We start from the raw sequence: 15,362 nt of genomic DNA, 5'->3' as shown, positions 1-15,362 counted from the left end.
TCCTGGTAACCCGTCATCCCGGTGGAGAACACGGCCTCGCCGAAGGTCTCCCCCACGGCCCCGTAGGCACGGCCGCGGAAGACACGGCCGTCCTCCAGGACGAGCACGGCGACGGTGGGACCCGCGGCGCTCATCGGTCGAGTCCGCACGCCGGGCGACCGCCGCCGAGGTGCTCGGGCTGCGGGACGCACTCCAGGCGGAACTGGGCCGCCGTACGCAGGACCGCCTTCTCCACCTCGCCGCTGGAGTCGCCGCGGAAGCGGAAGCGGGCGCCGACGTGCTCGTAGCCGCCGACGCGCGGGATGACCTGGCCGACGGCGGGGACGACCACGGCGTACGGTGCCTCGGCGGGGTCTTCCGGGGCGGGCAGTTCGTGGCTGAGCACGCGGCAGGGGGCCGGGACCGGGGAGGGAACGAGCAGCCAGCCGCCGGTGCGCCACAGCGCGGGCACGGGAACGTCGACGGTCCGGCCGAGCTGGATGTCGGCGGCGGCCCGCATCAGGTCGATGCCGTGCACCTCGCGCCAGACGAACGGGATCTCCGCGCCGCCGACCCGGTAGCCCGCCTCCAGGAAGCGGATCGCGGGCCGGCCGTCGGCCGCGGTGCCGACGAAGGCCTCCAGGTGGAACACCCAGGGGTCGGTGCTGAGCGCGCCCGCGACCTGCGCGGTGAACCGGCCGAGCGCGCCCAGGAGTTCGGGGTCGTCGATCTCGACGGAGCCGAGCGCCTGGCCCTGGGTGAAGTCGACGCAGGTGTTGACGTAGCGCGAGGCCCGCCACGGGCCCAGGTGGTCGCCCGTCCACAGGCCGTCGATGTGGACGATCTCGTCGGGGCAGTACGCCTGCACCAGGCGTGGTTCGGGCGGCAGCGCGGCCAGCTGCGGCAGGTCGGCCTCGGAGGCGAGCCGTACGACGCCCCGGCTGGCGGTGCCCCGGCGGGGCTTGACCACGACCGGCAGGCCGTGGCGGCCGGCGAAGGCCCGTACGGCCCGTTCGTCGGGGGCGTCCGCGAAGCGGGGCGTCGGGACGCCGGCGTCCGACACGATCCGGTTCATCGTCAGTTTGTCGCGGAACCGGGCGAGTTCGGCCGGCCTCTGGCCGGCGCAGCCGAGGCGCTCGCGGATCACGGCCGCGGTGTCGAGGTCGCCCTCGTTGAGGGCGAGCAACCGGGCCGGCGGGCCGAAGCGGGCGCGCAGCTCGGTCACCGCGCGCCAGACGGCGGCGGTGTCGTCGGTGGCGTGGACGGTCAGGACGGCCGCCGCGCCGGCGGGCACGGAGTCCCGGGCGAGCTCGGTGGTGACGTAGGTGACGTGGTGGGTGCGGTGGTCCAGGTAGTCCTCGTAGCGGGCGTGGCGGTCGCGCCAGCGGTGCAGGACGACGATGTGCCGGCTCATGCGCGCTCCGTCCCGGACACGGCCAGGTCCCGCACGCGGCCCACGGCGAAGGTGGCCGAGACCACGGCGGCGCGGGCGGAGCCGAGGGCGTCGCGGCAGGCGTCGAGGTCGGGTTCGGGCAGTCCGGCGACGATGTCGGTGGCGCAGTCGATCAGGTGGAGAGCGGCCCGGATCAGCGGCTGCTCTTCGGTGTACCGCTCCTCGACGAGCTGCCGGACGGAGTGCAGCTGGGTGACGGGGTCCGGTGCGGGGCTGCCCGTCGGGACGGTCGAAGCGATGGGGTTCACAGGCGGTTCCCTCCCAGTGGTCGGTGCGGGCCGGGTCGCGCGGGACGGCGCGGGCCGGAGGGGTGCGGGGGCGCGCACGAGGCGGACCGGGCGGCCGGGCGCCGGCGGATGCGGGCCCGGCCGCCCGGTCCGGGAAGCGGTGCCGGGGCGGCGGACGGTGTGCTCAGCGCGTCTCGAAGCGGATCTTCGCGTTGACGGCCTCGGCCCTGGCCACGGCGTCGTCGGCGTCCCGGCCGGAGGCGATGGCGTAGCCGGAGACGCAGTCGGCGACGGTGAGCAGCGGGGGCACCTTCTCGCCGGCGGCCTTGCCGATCACGGCGGCCACCTCGGTGTCCCGGAACTCGTCGAGGTAGGGCAGGAAGACGTACAGCACCTCGCCCGCGGGGACGTAGCGCACCTCGTCGGCGGCGTCCTCGGCGACCTCGACGGCGGTGACCGTGCCGGGCTCGGGGGTGAAGAACCGTACGGCCGCGCCGCCGATCGGCTCGGGGGAGGTGGCGGGGAGTTCGTCGATGCCGAGCGGGACGGTGAGGAACATCCGGTTCAGGTCCAGGCCGAAGGCACGCCGGACCAGTTCGGGGGCGCCGCTGCCGGCCAGCCGGGCGTGCGACTCCAGGACCCGGGGGCCGTTCTTCGTCAGCACGAACTCGCTGTGCGAGGGGCCCTCGGTGAGGCCTACGGCGTCCAGGAGCTTCGGGGTCAGCTCGCGGAGTTCGGCGAGCCAGGGCCGGGCGTACCGGCTGGGGGTGCTGACCTCCCATTCGACGTACCGGTCGTTCATGCGGTACTCGGAGTAGCCGATCGGCAGATGACGGCCGTCGTGGGAGAAGGAGTCGACGCTGACCACCGGGCCGTCGAGGTACTCCTCGGCGATGATGCCGGTGATGTCCGCCGCGCGCAGGGCCTGCCAGGCGCGTTCGGCGTCCTCGGGGGTGTCGACGGGGTGGATGTGCAGGCTGGCGACGCCGTCCACCGGCTTGACGATGATCCGTTCGCCGACCTCGGCGCGGAAGGCGGCTATCTCGGCGGCGCTGCCGACCATGCGGTAGCGCACCGGGCTCAGGCCGTGCTTGTCGAGGAGTTCGCGGGTGAGCGCCTTGTCCTTCAGGGCGCGGGCGGTGGCCTCGGTGACGCCGGGCAGCCCGAGCGCGTCCACGACGAAACCGGTGGACTCGGCGGCCGGTTCGGTGGTGGTGAGGACGCGGTCGAAGGGCCGCTCGTCGTGCAGCGGCTTCAGCACGTCGAGGACGGCCTGCCCGTCGGCGATGGGGGCGTGCACGATGCGCTCGCAGTGCTCGGCGATGGCGGGGTCGTAGGAGCCCTCCTCGTGGACGAGGACGACGTCGATGCCGAGCTGCTTGGCGCCGGCGATCGGGGCCGGGCGGCCGCCGACGACGGCCACGCGGTAGGTGTTCATGGGGTTCCCTTCGTACGGTGGTGGAGGTGGGCCGGGCTCAGGCGGCGTAGCAGCGGCGCAGCCAGCGGGCCGTGGCGTCGGGGCGCGGGGTGAAGGCCTTGCGGCGGTGCAGCACCCGGTGGTTGTCGAAGATCATGAAGTCGCCGGTGTCCAGGACGAGTTCGGCGGCCGGGATGGCGGTCAGGGTCTCGGCCCAGCGCTCCAGTGCGGCGCGGGACCGGTCGGTGACGCCTGTGGTGTGGCCGCGGTCGTAGCGGACGCGGTGGCGGCCGGTGCCGTCGGGTTCGAGGATCGCCGCCTCACGCAGCGGGCCGGTGGCCCCGCCGTCGTTGGAGTCGGGCGCGCCGAACTCGAACTCGGGCGTCTGCAGGATCTGCCGGGTCTCGGGATCCAGGCGCACGAGGACGTCGTCGAGGGCGGCGATCTCGGTGGGGACCTGCTCCTCGTTGCGCACCGCGTAGAACGTCAGGTACGGCGGGGTGTAGAGGCGCGGGTCGGAGCCGGGCCGGCCGAACGGCTGGTGCGGGTTGTCGGAGTGCCAGAAGAACTCCGAGTCGGCTCCCCAGGAGCTGGTGGTGCCGCAGGCCTTCGGGTTGGGCACGACGTTGCGGATGAGGTGGCCGTCGTTCTCGTAGGCGACGGCGAAGGGCGTCGCGCCGATCAGGCGGATCAGCCCCAGGTGGATGGCGTTGGTGACGGCCAGCTCGGGTTCGTCCCCGAAGCCGCTCACCGGGGTGGCCGGGAAGTCCTGTGCCGGCAGATTGGACAGCACCAGGGCGTGCCGTGCGGCGGCGGTGAACACCTGGACGCTCTGCAGCACGTCCCCGGGGAGGTGACGGCTGAGCGCGTAGGCGCCGATGCCGGCGAGGATGGCGTCGTCGAGGTCGGAGTCCAGCCGGGTCTCCGAGACACGTTCCGATATCTCCTTGTCCAGCAGGTCCCGGACGCTGTCGTCGAGACGGTGCCGGGCGAACTGGAGCAGGCTGGTCATCGTTTGTCTCCCATCGGTCTTGGGCGCACCTGGCCACTCGCCGTTCAGCGGGCCTGTGTCGGGGTCGGCGCGGTCCAGTAGGTGGTGGTGCGGGCGGGCCGACGGCGGGTCATGGGGTCCTTGACGACGCGGCTCACCAGGCCGACGGGCGTCACGACGAAGCAGTAGACGAGGAAGAGCAGGAAGGTGCGCATGGGCGGTCCGTTCTCCCGGCGCACCCGGGCGGGCGCCGGGGTTGGTGGGGATGGCGGGGCGGTGCTCAGTCGAGCGGGATCTCGGCACGCCAGTCGTGCTCTTCCGACCAGGCGGGCTGGGCGCTCTTCTCCAGCAGGAAGTTGCCGAGCGCGAGCATGTCGATGTTGGTGCGCATGAAGCAGGTGTAGGCGTCGTCGGGGGTGTTGACGATCGGCTCGCCGCGCACGTTGAAGGAGGTGTTGACCAGTACCGGGCAGCCGGTGCGGGCCTTGAAGGCGGTCAGCAGCCGGTGGTAGGCGGGGTTGCTGTGCTCGGTGACCGTCTGCACGCGCGCGGAGTGGTCGACGTGGGTGACGGCGGGGATGGTCGAGCGGTGCACCTTCAGCAGGTCCAGGCCGCTGGCGCCGGCGCTGTCGGCGTCGAGCCGCTGGGCCTTCGCGACCTGGGAGACCACGAGCATGTACGGGCTCTCCTGCGGCAGGTCGAAGTAGTCGGTGGCGTCGGGGGCCAGCACGGCGGGCGCGAACGGGCGGAACGACTCCCGGAACTTGATCTTGAGGTTCATGGTGGACTGCATGTCCGGGTTGCGCGGGTCGCCGATGATCGAGCGCGCCCCGAGTGCGCGCGGCCCGAACTCCATGCGGTCCTGGAACCAGCCGACGATCTTCCCCTCGGCCAGTCCCTCGGCGACCGCCTTGGCCAGCGTGTCGGGGTCGAGGCGCTGGTGCGGGACACCGCGGGACTCCAGGTAGGCGGCGATCTCCTCGTCGTCGTAGCCGGGCCCGAGGAGCGAGCCGCTCATCGCGTCGCGTCCGGTGGCGGTGTGGTCGCGGCGCACCCCGCGCTCCATGGCGACGGCCTGGGCCGCGCCGAGCGCTCCGCCGGCGTCTCCGGCGGCCGGCTGGATCCACACCTCGTCGAAGATGCCCGCGTCGATGATCTTGCCGTTGGCGACGCAGTTGAGGGCGACGCCGCCGGCCAGGCACAGGGTCGACTCGCCGGTGCGTTCGCGGGCGGTCCGCGCCAGCCGCAGCACGACCTCCTCGGTGACGGCCTGGACCGAGGCGGCGAGGTCGAACTCGCGCTCGGTGAGCGGGCCTTCGGGGGCTCGCCGGGGCCCGCCGAAGAGCTTCTCGAAGCCCCGGCCGGTCATCACCTGGCCGCGCAGGTACTCGAAGTACCGCATGTCCAGGCGGAAGGAGCCGTCGGGCCTGATGTCGACGAGGTGCTCGCGGATGAGGTCGGCGTAGCGGGGTGTGCCGTAGGGGGCGAGGCCCATCAGCTTGTACTCGCCGGAGTCGACCTTGAAGCCGCAGAAGTAGGTGAACGCCGAGTACAGCAGGCCCAGGGAGTGCGGGAAGCGCAGTTCCGCGAGGGGGGTCAGCTCGGTGCCGCGGCCGTGCCACAGGGTGGTCGTGGCCCACTCGCCGACGCCGTCGATGCACAGGACGGCCGCGGACTCGTAGGGGCTCGGGAAGAAGGCCGAGACGGCGTGCGACTCGTGGTGGCGGCGCACGGACAGCTCCGGCACCCGGCCGAGGCCCAGCGCGGCGAGGTCGGCGCGCACCCGGTCGGCGGTGCGCAGCTTGCCGCCCGGTCCGAGCCAGGAGGGGAGGGTGTCGCGGAAGGAGGCGAAGCCGGTCGGGGCGGCGCCGAGGAAGGTGGCGAGCACCCTGCGGAACTTCAGCCGCGGGTCCTCGTAGTAGGCGACGGCGGACACGTCGTCCAGGCGTGCGCCGGCCTCTTCGAGGCAGTAGCGGACGGCCGCGGCGGGGAAGGAGGGGTCGTGCCGCCGCCTGCTGAAACGTTCCTCTTGAGCGGCCGCGACCGGCACGCCGTCGGCGATCAGCGCCGCGGCGCTGTCGTGGTAGAAGGCCGACACTCCCAGGATCAGGTCAGACACCGCTGCGTTCCTCCACGGAATTGGTGTGCGGGATGTGGTCTGTGCGATCGGGTACGGGCGTCATCCACGCCTGCCCGCGAGCCGTCCGCGGCGGGCGGCCAGCCGGGCGCCCACACCGCTCGGCGGGTTCAGCGAGCGGTAGCCCGTGCGCACCCGCTGCCAGGTCTCCTCCCGGCCGCCCGGACCAGGGGTCTCGGGCAGGGCGGCCATCAGGGTGTCCACCGCGTCGGCGGCCCAGGCGGAGTGGCCGGTGGCGACGTTGTCGATGGTGTTGTGGATGTCGACGAAGCGCGTACTGAACCCGTAGGCCTTCAGCGCCAGCCGGGCCCTGCGGTAGGTGCCGCCGACGCCCGACAGCTCCATCGCCAGGTTCAGCCCCAGCACCTCGGGCAGGAACGTCCGCGGGAACCGGCCGACGCACAGCCAGTACACCGGCAGCTCGAACGACTCGTCCCGGAAGCCGGGCCAGCGGGCGAACTCCGCCGAGGCGGTGGGCGGCAGGTCGACGCCCATCTCCTTGAGGACGTCCCGGTAGATCAGCGGGTGGTTCAACCGGGGCTCGCCGTTGCCGAGTTCGTCCCAGTAGGTCTCGAAGAGCGAGTGACCGATCTCCGAGGACGCCTGCTCGTAGTCGGTGAAGCCCTGCAGCCAGCTGCCGTCGATCAGGGTCAGGGGCGCCGTCTGCACGGTGTCGTCGACGACCGCCTCCCGCGAGGGAAGCGGTACGTCCGCGTTCTCCTCGAACTCCGCGCCGTGCCGGTCGTGCCGTTCCTGCAGCCAGGGCCGCAGCCCCTCGCGCCCCCAGCGCACCGGCAGCGGCATGGTCCGCTCGTCCATCCCGTGCCGCGAGCGGGCCAGCCACCCCGCGACATACCGCTTCGCCCAGACCCGCAGCTCCGGGCTGTCGGTACGCCGCATCAGCAGGTGATAGGCCTCCCGCACGGAGGAGGGCACACGCCCCGGTTGCCGGTGCCCGGCCCGAAGGGCGGCGGCCACGGCGGCGGGAGCAGGCACGGCGGCCGGGGCGGACTCCGCGGCCACGACGGCGGGGGGTGCCGTCATCGCGTCGTCGGAGGGTGTCGGGAGGGAGTCGATCCAGCGGCGGATGACGTTCAGGTCCTCCGGGGAGAACACCCGGAACATCGGGCCGCGTTCGCCGACCAGGCCCCGGACCAGTGAGCTGGCCGACGCCCGCCCGGGCTTGACGAGCTTGCTGCGGGACAGGGCGTCCAGCAGGGGGTACGCGTCCGTGCGGCACTCGGCGAGCCAGCGGGCCAGCGGCTTGCCCTCCAGCAGGAACTGGTGGTGGTACACGGACCCTTCGCGGGCCCGCAGCCGCATCAGCTCCGCCATGTCGAACGCCGGGTCCCCGGCCGCGACCAGCTCCGCGTACAGGCCGCCCGACCACGCGCGCAGCGCCCCCAGCGTCCAGGCGAAGCCGAGCCGCACCGCGTCCGCGGCCCGGTCGCCGTCCTCGGCGACCAGCTCCTCGACCAGGGCCCGGCACTGCCGGTCCGGCCGCTCCGCGTCCGCCTCCCGTGGCACCGAGGGGTCCACGGCGTCCCAGTCGGTCTCGGCCGGCCGGGCCCGCCTGACCATCGCCAGGGCGGGCAGCAGGCCGACCGCGCGCAGGCACAGATCGGCGCCGAGCAGCTCGCCGCGGAAGTCGTCCGGCCGCCTGCTCATCGCCAGCAGCAGGCCCGGCAGCCGGAACGCCGACTCGGGGATGCGCTGGTCTCCGGTGAGCCGCGCGGCCGGTACCGCGTGCTCGGCCAGCCGCAGCCGGCGCAGCAGCTCCAGGAAGGCGCTGCCCCGGGAGGCGTGCGGGTGTCCGGCGCCCACGTCGGAGGCGTACAGGGCGAGGATCCGCAGCACCACCGGGACCTCGAAGGTGCCGGGCGCGCTCAGCCACTGCAGCCAGGCGCCGGAGACCAGCGAGAGGGGGGCACAGCCGAGCACGGCACGGCGTACCAGCACCTCCTCGTGCCCGGCGGGCCGGCCCTCCCGATGGCCGGCGTCCAGCAGGCCCGTGAACCGCTTGCCCTCCTCGGCCGACCAGTCGGCGGCCTGCCGGACGAGGTCGTCGAGCGGGCCGTCGGCGCCGGCCGCCCGGCGCAGCTCGGCGCGGACCTCCTCCACGAATCCGCCGTCCGGCACCGAGGCCTCGGGGTCGGCGGCGTAGGCGTACACGACCCGGGCGGGGCCGCCGTCGTCGTACATCCTCATCCTTTCGCGGGCTCAGAACATGGGGTAGATGGATGCGTCGTTCTTGCGGCTTGCGCGCTTCTTGCGCCGGAACAGCAGGTCCGTGATTTTGCGCAGCAAAGACATGCGTGATCGCCTTTTCTCGAAGGGAGAACTCCGGAGAATCCAGGTCAGGAAAGGCCGAGTGTTTCGGCGAGAATGCGGGCCACCAGGTCGTAGCCGTGATCGGTGTAGTGCGCCCGGTCCACGAAGATCCAGTCCCGCTCGGTGACCGCCTCGGCGACGACCGGATTGAGGTCGACATAACGGATGCCGAGCTTCTCGCAGCCGGCTTCGAGTTTGTCGGAGAAGGCGCGGGCGACCTCCTTGCGGGAGATGTCGCCGTACAGGGCCTCCCAGGTGCCCAGCTTGGAGATGCGGTCGATCTCGTCGAAGAGCAGCCGCTCCTGCGGCGCGTGCCGGTCGCGCATCCACAGCGCCATCGGCTGCAGCACGTACGTCAGCCGGGCCGCCGGGCCGGCCAGCCGCCGCCAGCTGTCCAGGTGGCGCAGGGTCAGCTCGGCGGCGGCGTCGATGACCGCGGGGATGTCGCGGCGGACGTCGTCGTGCGTGGAGATGGTGCGGCGGCGCTCGGGGCGGCGGCCCAGCAGCTTGGTGCCGGCGGCCCTGCGGTTGCTCTCGCGCAGCTCTTCCATCTTGTCGAAGTACTCACCGCAGAACCAGAACGCGCCGTGGTCGCCCTGCTGCCACTCGGGCAGCCGGCCGACGGTGAGGTCGTTGAGCCCCGAGAAGACGACGATCTCCTCGATCTCCGGCAGCAGATGGCGGTACAGCGTGAACAGCAGCAGTTCCTGCGTGGAGTTGTAGCAGCGGCCGCCGAAGTTGAGCCACGGCGCCGACGGGGCGTGCTTGCGCCACAGCTGCGAGGCGAGGGTGGTGGCGTCGCTGGTGGCGCCGATGCCGAGCACGGTGGAGCTGCCGGAGACCAGCCGCACCGGTCCGGCGGGCATCCGGCCGGCCGCGGAGGCCGTCTCGCCGTCCGGGCCGTGCGAGAGCCGGAAGCCGGCCCGGTCGGTGTTGATGACGGGGGACCGGTAGCCGGCCCGGTGGAAGTACATGAGGTAGGGCAGATAGCGGGCCTCGCCGCGGTCGTCGAACCGCGTGTACTCCTGCATATGCGGGGTCAGTTCGTCACGGTGGAGCTTCACGTCGGGCGCACTCCTCGGCTCGTGCGGTCGGGGGCGGTGGACAGGGCGGCAGGGGCTCAGGTGCGGAACAGGGGGCCGCGGTGCAGCTTGTGCTGGGCCGCCTGGGCCAGGGGGCGGACGACGAGACGGTCGACGTTGACGTGCTGGGGCAGCCCGACCGCCAGCGCCACGCACTCGGCGACGTCGTCGGCGCTGAGGGGGCGGTCGACGCCGTCGTAGACGGCCGCGGCCCGTTCGGCGTCGCCGCGCATGCGGTTGAGGGCGAACTCCTCGGTCCTGACCATCCCGGGCGCCACCTCGACCACCCGGACGGGCTCGCCGCACAGCTCCAGGCGCAGGGTCTCGGTGAGCGCGCGCTCGGCGTACTTGGCCGCGCAGTAGCCGCCACCGCCCTCGTAGGCCGCGAAGGCCGCGGTGGAGGTCACGGTGACGACGGTGCCGCCCTGCCCGGCGCGCAGCAGCGGCAGCAGGGCCTGGGTGACGCGCAGGCTGCCCAGCACGTTCACGGCGTACATCCGCTCCCAGTCGGCCGGGTCCGCCTCGGCCACGGGCTCCGCGCCCAGGGCGCCGCCCGCGTTGTTCACCAGCACGTCGCAGGAGTCGAGCGCGGCCGCCAGGCGCCGTACGGCCGTGTCGTCGGTGACGTCCAGCGCGTACGGCCGTACACCGGTCTCCTCGGCCAGCCGCCGCAGCCGGTCCGCGCGCCGTGCGACGGCCACCACCTCGAAACCGTCCTTCGCCAGCCGGCGCGCGGTCGCCGCGCCTATTCCGCTGCTCGCCCCGGTCACCACGGCCTTTCCGGCCACCGATGCCACCGCCTTCCCGTCGTACAGAATGGGGAATTCATGAGCGAATTCCGCCCGCGCTGTTTCTTGACGAGGGAGAGCTTTCCCGACCGGCGAGACTGATTGAACCGTGCACGTTGTTCGGCAATCCGCAATGCGGGAACCCGCAGGGCGGACAAAACGGGCATGCGTCGGTCAGGATTCGAGAAGCGCCGGACGGTGCGTCCCCGCTAGCGTGGCCGCCATGGACCTCACCGCACCGCACGCCGCCGACAGCCATGACCTGATCCGGGTGCACGGCGCCCGCGAGAACAACCTCAAGGACGTCAGCGTCGAGCTCCCCAAGCGCCGGCTGACGGTGTTCACCGGGGTGTCCGGTTCGGGCAAGAGCTCGCTGGTGTTCGACACGATCGCCGCCGAGTCACAGCGGCTGATCAACGAGACCTACAGCGCCTTCGTGCAGGGCTTCATGCCGACGCTGGCCCGGCCCGAGGTCGACGTGCTCGACGGGATCACCACCGCGATCATCGTGGACCAGCAGCGGATGGGCGCCGACCCCCGCTCCACCGTCGGCACCGCCACGGACGCCAACGCCATGCTGCGCATCCTGTTCAGCCGGCTCGGCAGGCCGTACATCGGCTCACCCAAGGCGTTCTCGTTCAACGTGGCCTCGGTCAGCGGCGCCGGTGCGGTCACCGTGGAGCGCGGCGGGCAGCAGGTGAAGGAGCGGCGCAGCTTCAGCATCACCGGCGGCATGTGCCGGCGCTGCGAGGGCCGGGGCTCGGTCTCCGACCTGGACCTCACCCAGCTCTACGACGACTCGCTGTCCCTGAACGAGGGGGCGCTGACCGTGCCCGGCTACAAGTCGGGCGGCTGGAACCACCGCCTCTACACCGAGTCCGGCCTGTACGACGCGGACAAGCCGATCCGCGAGTTCACCAAGCGGGAGCTGCAGGACTTCCTGTACCGCGAGCCGGTCCGGATGAAGATCGCCGGTATCAACATGACCTACGAGGGTCTGGTGCCGCGCATCCAGAAGTCGATGCTCGCCAAGGACCGGGAGGGCATGCAGCCGCACATCCGGGCGTTCGTGGACCGTGCGGTCACCTTCGCCACCTGTCCGGAGTGCGAGGGCACCCGGCTCACCGAGGCGGCCCGCTCCTCGAAGATCGAGGGGGTCAGCATCGCCGACGCGTGCGCGATGCAGATCAGCGACCTGGCCGAGTGGGTGCGGTCGCTGGCCGAGCCGTCGGTGGCGCCGCTGCTCGACTCGCTGCGGCACACCCTCGACTCGTTCGTGGAGATCGGCCTCGGCTATCTCTCGCTCGACCGCCCGGCGGGCACCCTGTCGGGCGGCGAGGCCCAGCGCGTGAAGATGATCCGCCACCTCGGCTCCTCGCTGACCGACGTGACGTACGTCTTCGACGAGCCGACCATCGGCCTGCACCCACACGACATCCAGCGGATGAACGAGCTGCTGCTGCGGCTGCGCGACAAGGGCAACACCGTGCTGGTCGTGGAGCACAAGCCGGAGGCCATCGCGATCGCCGACCACGTCGTCGACCTCGGTCCCGGCGCCGGTACGGCGGGCGGCACCGTGTGCTTCGAGGGCACCGTCGAGGACCTGCGGGCCAGCGGCACGCTCACCGGACGCCACCTGGACGACCGGGCCGCCGTCAAGGACGCGGTGCGCAAGCCGACCGGCGCCCTGGAGATCAGGGGCGCGACGACGCACAACCTGTGCGATGTCGACGTCGACATCCCGCTGGGCGTGCTGTGTGTGGTCACCGGTGTCGCGGGCTCCGGCAAGAGTTCGCTGGTGCACGGGTCGATCCCGGCCCGGGAGGGCGTGGTGTCGATCGACCAGACGCCGATCCGTGGTTCGCGCCGCAGCAACCCGGCGACGTACACCGGGCTGCTGGAGCCGGTCCGCAAGGCGTTCGCCAAGGCCAACGGCGTGAAGCCGGCGCTGTTCAGCGCCAACTCCGAGGGCGCCTGCCCGACCTGCAACGGCGCCGGTGTCGTCTACACCGATCTGGCGATGATGGCCGGTGTCGCCACGACCTGTGAGGAGTGCGAGGGCAAGCGGTTCCAGGCCTCGGTGCTGGAGTACACCTTCGGCGGGCGGGACATCGCCCAGGTGCTGGCGATGTCGGTGGCCGAGGCGGAGGAGTTCTTCGGCGCGGGTGAGGCGCACATCCCGGCGGCGCACAAGATCCTCGACCGCATGGCCGACGTCGGCCTCGGCTACCTCACTCTGGGCCAGCCCCTCACCACCCTCTCCGGCGGCGAACGCCAGCGCCTGAAGCTGGCCACCCACATGGCCGACAAGGGCGGCGTCTACGTGCTGGACGAGCCGACGACAGGTCTCCACCTGGCGGACGTCGAGCAGTTGCTCGCCCTCCTGGACCGCCTGGTGGACTCCGGCAAGTCGGTCATCGTGGTCGAACACCACCAGGCGGTCATGGCCCACGCCGACTGGATCATCGACCTCGGCCCCGGCGCCGGCCACGACGGCGGCCGCGTCGTCTTCGAGGGCACCCCGGCGGAACTGGTCGCGGCGCGGGCCACGGTGACGGGGGAGCATCTGGCGGCGTACGTCGGCCGATGAGACGCCGCTTCCCGCGCTCACGCAGGCCCGTCTCACCCATGGGGCGAGCCTACGCAGCGCCGCCCGGGCGGGTGGGCCAGGCCAGGGTGCGGGGGAGCGCCGGGGCGGTGCGGCGCCGGGACGACAGCCCCAGGGAGGCCGTGGCCGCCGCCAGGGTCATCGCGTACGACTCCACGGCGCGGCGGACGTTGGGGGCGTCCAGGCTCGTCCCGGTGACCAGCCGGTCGAGGTCGACGTAGGCGGAGCGGACGATCTCGATCCACCGGTAGACCCGCCAGTCCTGCTGCCAGTTCCGGGTGAACCGGGCGGGCAGCAGCCTCTCCCAGCGGCGGAACATGCGGTCGCGGATCTCCGGCCGGGTCGGGGTGAGGTGCATGTGCCGGACCAGCTCGTACAGCGGATCGCCGACCAGGGCCAGCTCCCAGTCGATGAGGGTCAGCGCCAGATCGTCGTCGCGGCGCACCAGGTTCCAGGGGTTGAGGTCGCCGTGCAGCAGGGCGGGGGCGCGGTCGGTGACCTGGTGCCGGGCGAGGATCTCGCGCAGCCGGGGCGCGTCGGGCAGGCCGAGGAAGCGGGCCAGCTGCTGTGACTTGCGGGGCAGCCCGGCCACCAGCGCGACCAGCTGGTCGCTGAGCCAGCCGTGGAAGCCGGGCCGGCCGGCCACCGGGTCGACCGGGGTGTAGTCGATCCCGGCCAGCGCGGCCAGCTGGTCGACCAGGCGGTCCGCCTCGTGCGGCCGCAGCCCGTGCACGGGGTGCTCGGGCCTGCGGCCGAGGTCGCGGCCGGCCTCGTAGGTGTGGACGGCGAACCGGTCCCCGCCGTAGCGGTGGCCGGGATCGGTGGCGTGGCTCTCGCCGAGCGCCAGCACCCGGGGCGCTGCCACCGGCGCCCCGGAGCGCTCGATCGCCGCGAGCACCGCGTGCTCGCTGAGGAAGCTGCGCTCGCGCCGCAGGACCACGGTCGCCTCGCGGCGGACGACGACGGGGAAGGACGCGCCGGGGACCTGGATCACCGTGCTGAGGTGCGCGGCGCCCTTGAACACCCGCTCGGCCGGTGCGGCGCCCTCCAGGAACAGCGCGTCGGCGACCGCGGAGTGCGAGAACGCCGGGTGCTCGGGCACCCGCCGGTCCGGCAGCCAGGCGATGCCCCGGCGCGCGGGGCCCACCGCGCCGGGTCGCCGGGCGCCGGCCGAGACGCCCCGCCGGAACAGGATCCGCTCGATCTCCCCCCGCTCCGGCACCCGGCCCAGCCGCAGCGGCTCGGTGGCGCGGCCCAGGGCCGCGTGGACGGCGGCGGTCGCCTCGTCCAGGCGCTCCTGGCCGAAGGCGTCCTCCAGGGAGCGCGCGGCGCGGATCACGTCCGCGTACAACGACTGCGCGTGCTCGAAGGCGATGTAGTGGCGCAGGTCCTTGTGCAGTCCGGCGACCGCGGCGGGCCGCACCCGGCGTACGGCGCTCTCCCAGGCCCCGGTGGCCTCGGGCCACTGGTGGTCGGGGTAGCGCATCCGCACGAGGTGGACGGCGAGGTCGTGCAAGGGGTCGCCGTAGCCGGCCAGTTCCCAGCCCAGGCAGTGCAGCGGCGGGGCACCGGCGGCCGGTACCACCACACTGCCGCGGTGCAGATCGCCGTGGAACAGGCCGTACGGCCGCCGGGTCATCGACGGCACCCGCTCGGCGAACCGCTGCAGGGCGTCCTCGGGCACACCGAGGGCCGTGAACAGGCCGCCGTACCGCCGCCAGTTGGGCCGGCGGACCTGCCGGTCGGCCTGGTGGGCGAGGGCGCGCAGAAAGCCCTGGGAATCGGTGTGGTTGCCCGGCCAGGACGGCGGCAGCGGCGGCAAGGCCGCGACGCGCACCTGCACGATGGCGGCCAGCAGTTCCGCCAGCTCCGTCAGCAGGGTCCCGTCGACCGGTTCGCCGGGGCCGCTCAGCTCGGCCAGCGAGGTGCCCTCGACATGGCTGTGGAGGGCGAAGCCGTCCCCCTCCAGCAGGCACTCCGGCACGTTCGGCAGCACGGCCCGCACCGCCCGCAGGATCTCCGGCTCGCCGGCCCAGGTCCGGATCACCACCGGCGGTACGTCGGGCCGCGGCACCCGCACGGTCACCGGGGTGCCCGGCTCCCGGCCGAGCAACCGGGCCAGCGGCTCGGTCAGCGGCAGCACGTGGTCGTCGTGGTGGAAGCCGGTGCCCCTCGGCCGGGTGGCGACCGCGCGGGCCACGAAGGCCCGGACGACGTCCGTCCGAACTCTGCCGGCGTGTCCCTGGGCCGCGGCACGGGGAACAGGCGGTGCGCCCACTGGCCGCTCCGGGGTCGATCGCGCGGAGAGGAAGGCTGGCCGTTCCTCCCGCGCGGTTACGCACGCGCCCG

The 15,362-nt window shown here is 73.1% G+C and carries 12 protein-coding genes; 1 reads left to right on the top strand and 11 read right to left on the bottom strand.

Annotated elements, in window-relative coordinates:
* From IE244_RS39185 to IE244_RS39140, 10 genes are all read right to left on the bottom strand, one after another.
* Positions 1-134: carbamoyl-phosphate synthase domain-containing protein (locus IE244_RS39185; protein ID WP_308436313.1), on the bottom strand; the 134-nt coding region annotated here is incomplete at its 3' end.
* On the bottom strand, positions 131-1,393 hold the full coding sequence (locus IE244_RS39180; RefSeq protein WP_191878346.1) for an ATP-grasp domain-containing protein: 1,263 nt from the start codon (positions 1,391-1,393) through the stop codon (positions 131-133). The genes IE244_RS39180 and IE244_RS39185, both read right to left, overlap by 4 nt.
* Positions 1,390-1,680, bottom strand: a complete 291-nt coding sequence (locus IE244_RS39175; protein WP_051927176.1) for a hypothetical protein — start codon at positions 1,678-1,680, stop codon at positions 1,390-1,392. The genes IE244_RS39180 and IE244_RS39175 overlap by 4 nt, the downstream gene beginning before the upstream one ends.
* 163 nt (positions 1,681-1,843) lie before the next feature.
* The gene (locus tag IE244_RS39170) at positions 1,844-3,097 is read right to left on the bottom strand and encodes an ATP-grasp domain-containing protein (RefSeq protein ID WP_191878345.1); all 1,254 of its coding nucleotides are present in this window, start codon (positions 3,095-3,097) and stop codon (positions 1,844-1,846) included.
* Between the two features lie 37 nt (positions 3,098-3,134).
* Positions 3,135-4,088 (bottom strand): TauD/TfdA family dioxygenase, encoded by a 954-nt coding sequence (locus tag IE244_RS39165; RefSeq protein ID WP_191878344.1) that lies wholly within the window; start codon positions 4,086-4,088, stop codon positions 3,135-3,137.
* Positions 4,089-4,132: 44 nt separating this feature from the next.
* Entirely contained in the window at positions 4,133-4,282 is a 150-nt protein-coding gene (locus IE244_RS39160) for a hypothetical protein (protein ID WP_167349495.1), read from the bottom strand.
* A 65-nt stretch (positions 4,283-4,347) separates the two neighbouring features.
* A complete protein-coding gene (locus tag IE244_RS39155; RefSeq protein ID WP_191878343.1) occupies positions 4,348-6,186 on the bottom strand; it encodes a carbamoyltransferase family protein in 1,839 nt (612 codons plus the stop codon).
* Between the two features lie 60 nt (positions 6,187-6,246).
* Positions 6,247-8,406: an iron-containing redox enzyme family protein gene (locus IE244_RS39150; RefSeq protein ID WP_229854741.1), complete on the bottom strand. Its 2,160-nt coding sequence runs from the start codon at positions 8,404-8,406 to the stop codon at positions 6,247-6,249.
* Positions 8,407-8,561: 155 nt separating this feature from the next.
* Complete coding sequence (locus IE244_RS39145) at positions 8,562-9,599, bottom strand: SGNH/GDSL hydrolase family protein (protein ID WP_191878341.1); 1,038 nt, start codon at positions 9,597-9,599, stop codon at positions 8,562-8,564.
* 56 nt (positions 9,600-9,655) lie between these two features.
* Positions 9,656-10,405, bottom strand: coding sequence for an SDR family oxidoreductase (locus IE244_RS39140; protein WP_191878340.1), 750 nt, complete (start codon positions 10,403-10,405; stop codon positions 9,656-9,658).
* A gap of 223 nt (positions 10,406-10,628) precedes the next feature.
* Here IE244_RS39140 and IE244_RS39135 point away from each other — a divergent pair, with 223 nt between their 5' ends.
* Entirely contained in the window at positions 10,629-12,995 is a 2,367-nt protein-coding gene (locus IE244_RS39135; protein WP_191878339.1) for an ATP-binding cassette domain-containing protein, read from the top strand.
* A gap of 49 nt (positions 12,996-13,044) precedes the next feature.
* Here IE244_RS39135 and IE244_RS39130 read toward each other — a convergent pair whose 3' ends face one another.
* A complete protein-coding gene (locus tag IE244_RS39130; protein WP_308436312.1) occupies positions 13,045-15,291 on the bottom strand; it encodes a phosphotransferase in 2,247 nt (748 codons plus the stop codon).
* Between the last annotated feature and the right edge of the window lie 71 nt (positions 15,292-15,362).

It is taken from the genome of Streptomyces filipinensis (genome assembly GCF_014649495.1).
Classification (GTDB): Bacteria; Actinomycetota; Actinomycetes; order Streptomycetales; family Streptomycetaceae; genus Streptomyces; species Streptomyces filipinensis.
This window is presented reverse-complemented; position numbering and strand designations above follow the sequence as displayed.

Excerpts from the sequence above, each read along its gene's own strand:
- IE244_RS39180 (WP_191878346.1), bottom strand. The coding sequence starts at position 1,393 with ATGAGCCGGCACATCGTCGTCCTGCACCGCTGGCGCGACCGCCACGCC.
- IE244_RS39170 (WP_191878345.1), bottom strand. The coding sequence starts at position 3,097 with ATGAACACCTACCGCGTGGCCGTCGTCGGCGGCCGCCCGGCCCCGATC.
- IE244_RS39165 (WP_191878344.1), bottom strand. The coding sequence starts at position 4,088 with ATGACCAGCCTGCTCCAGTTCGCCCGGCACCGTCTCGACGACAGCGTC.
- IE244_RS39160 (WP_167349495.1), bottom strand. The coding sequence starts at position 4,282 with ATGCGCACCTTCCTGCTCTTCCTCGTCTACTGCTTCGTCGTGACGCCC.
- IE244_RS39150 (WP_229854741.1), bottom strand. The coding sequence starts at position 8,406 with ATGTACGACGACGGCGGCCCCGCCCGGGTCGTGTACGCCTACGCCGCC.
- IE244_RS39135 (WP_191878339.1), top strand. The coding sequence starts at position 10,629 with ATGGACCTCACCGCACCGCACGCCGCCGACAGCCATGACCTGATCCGG.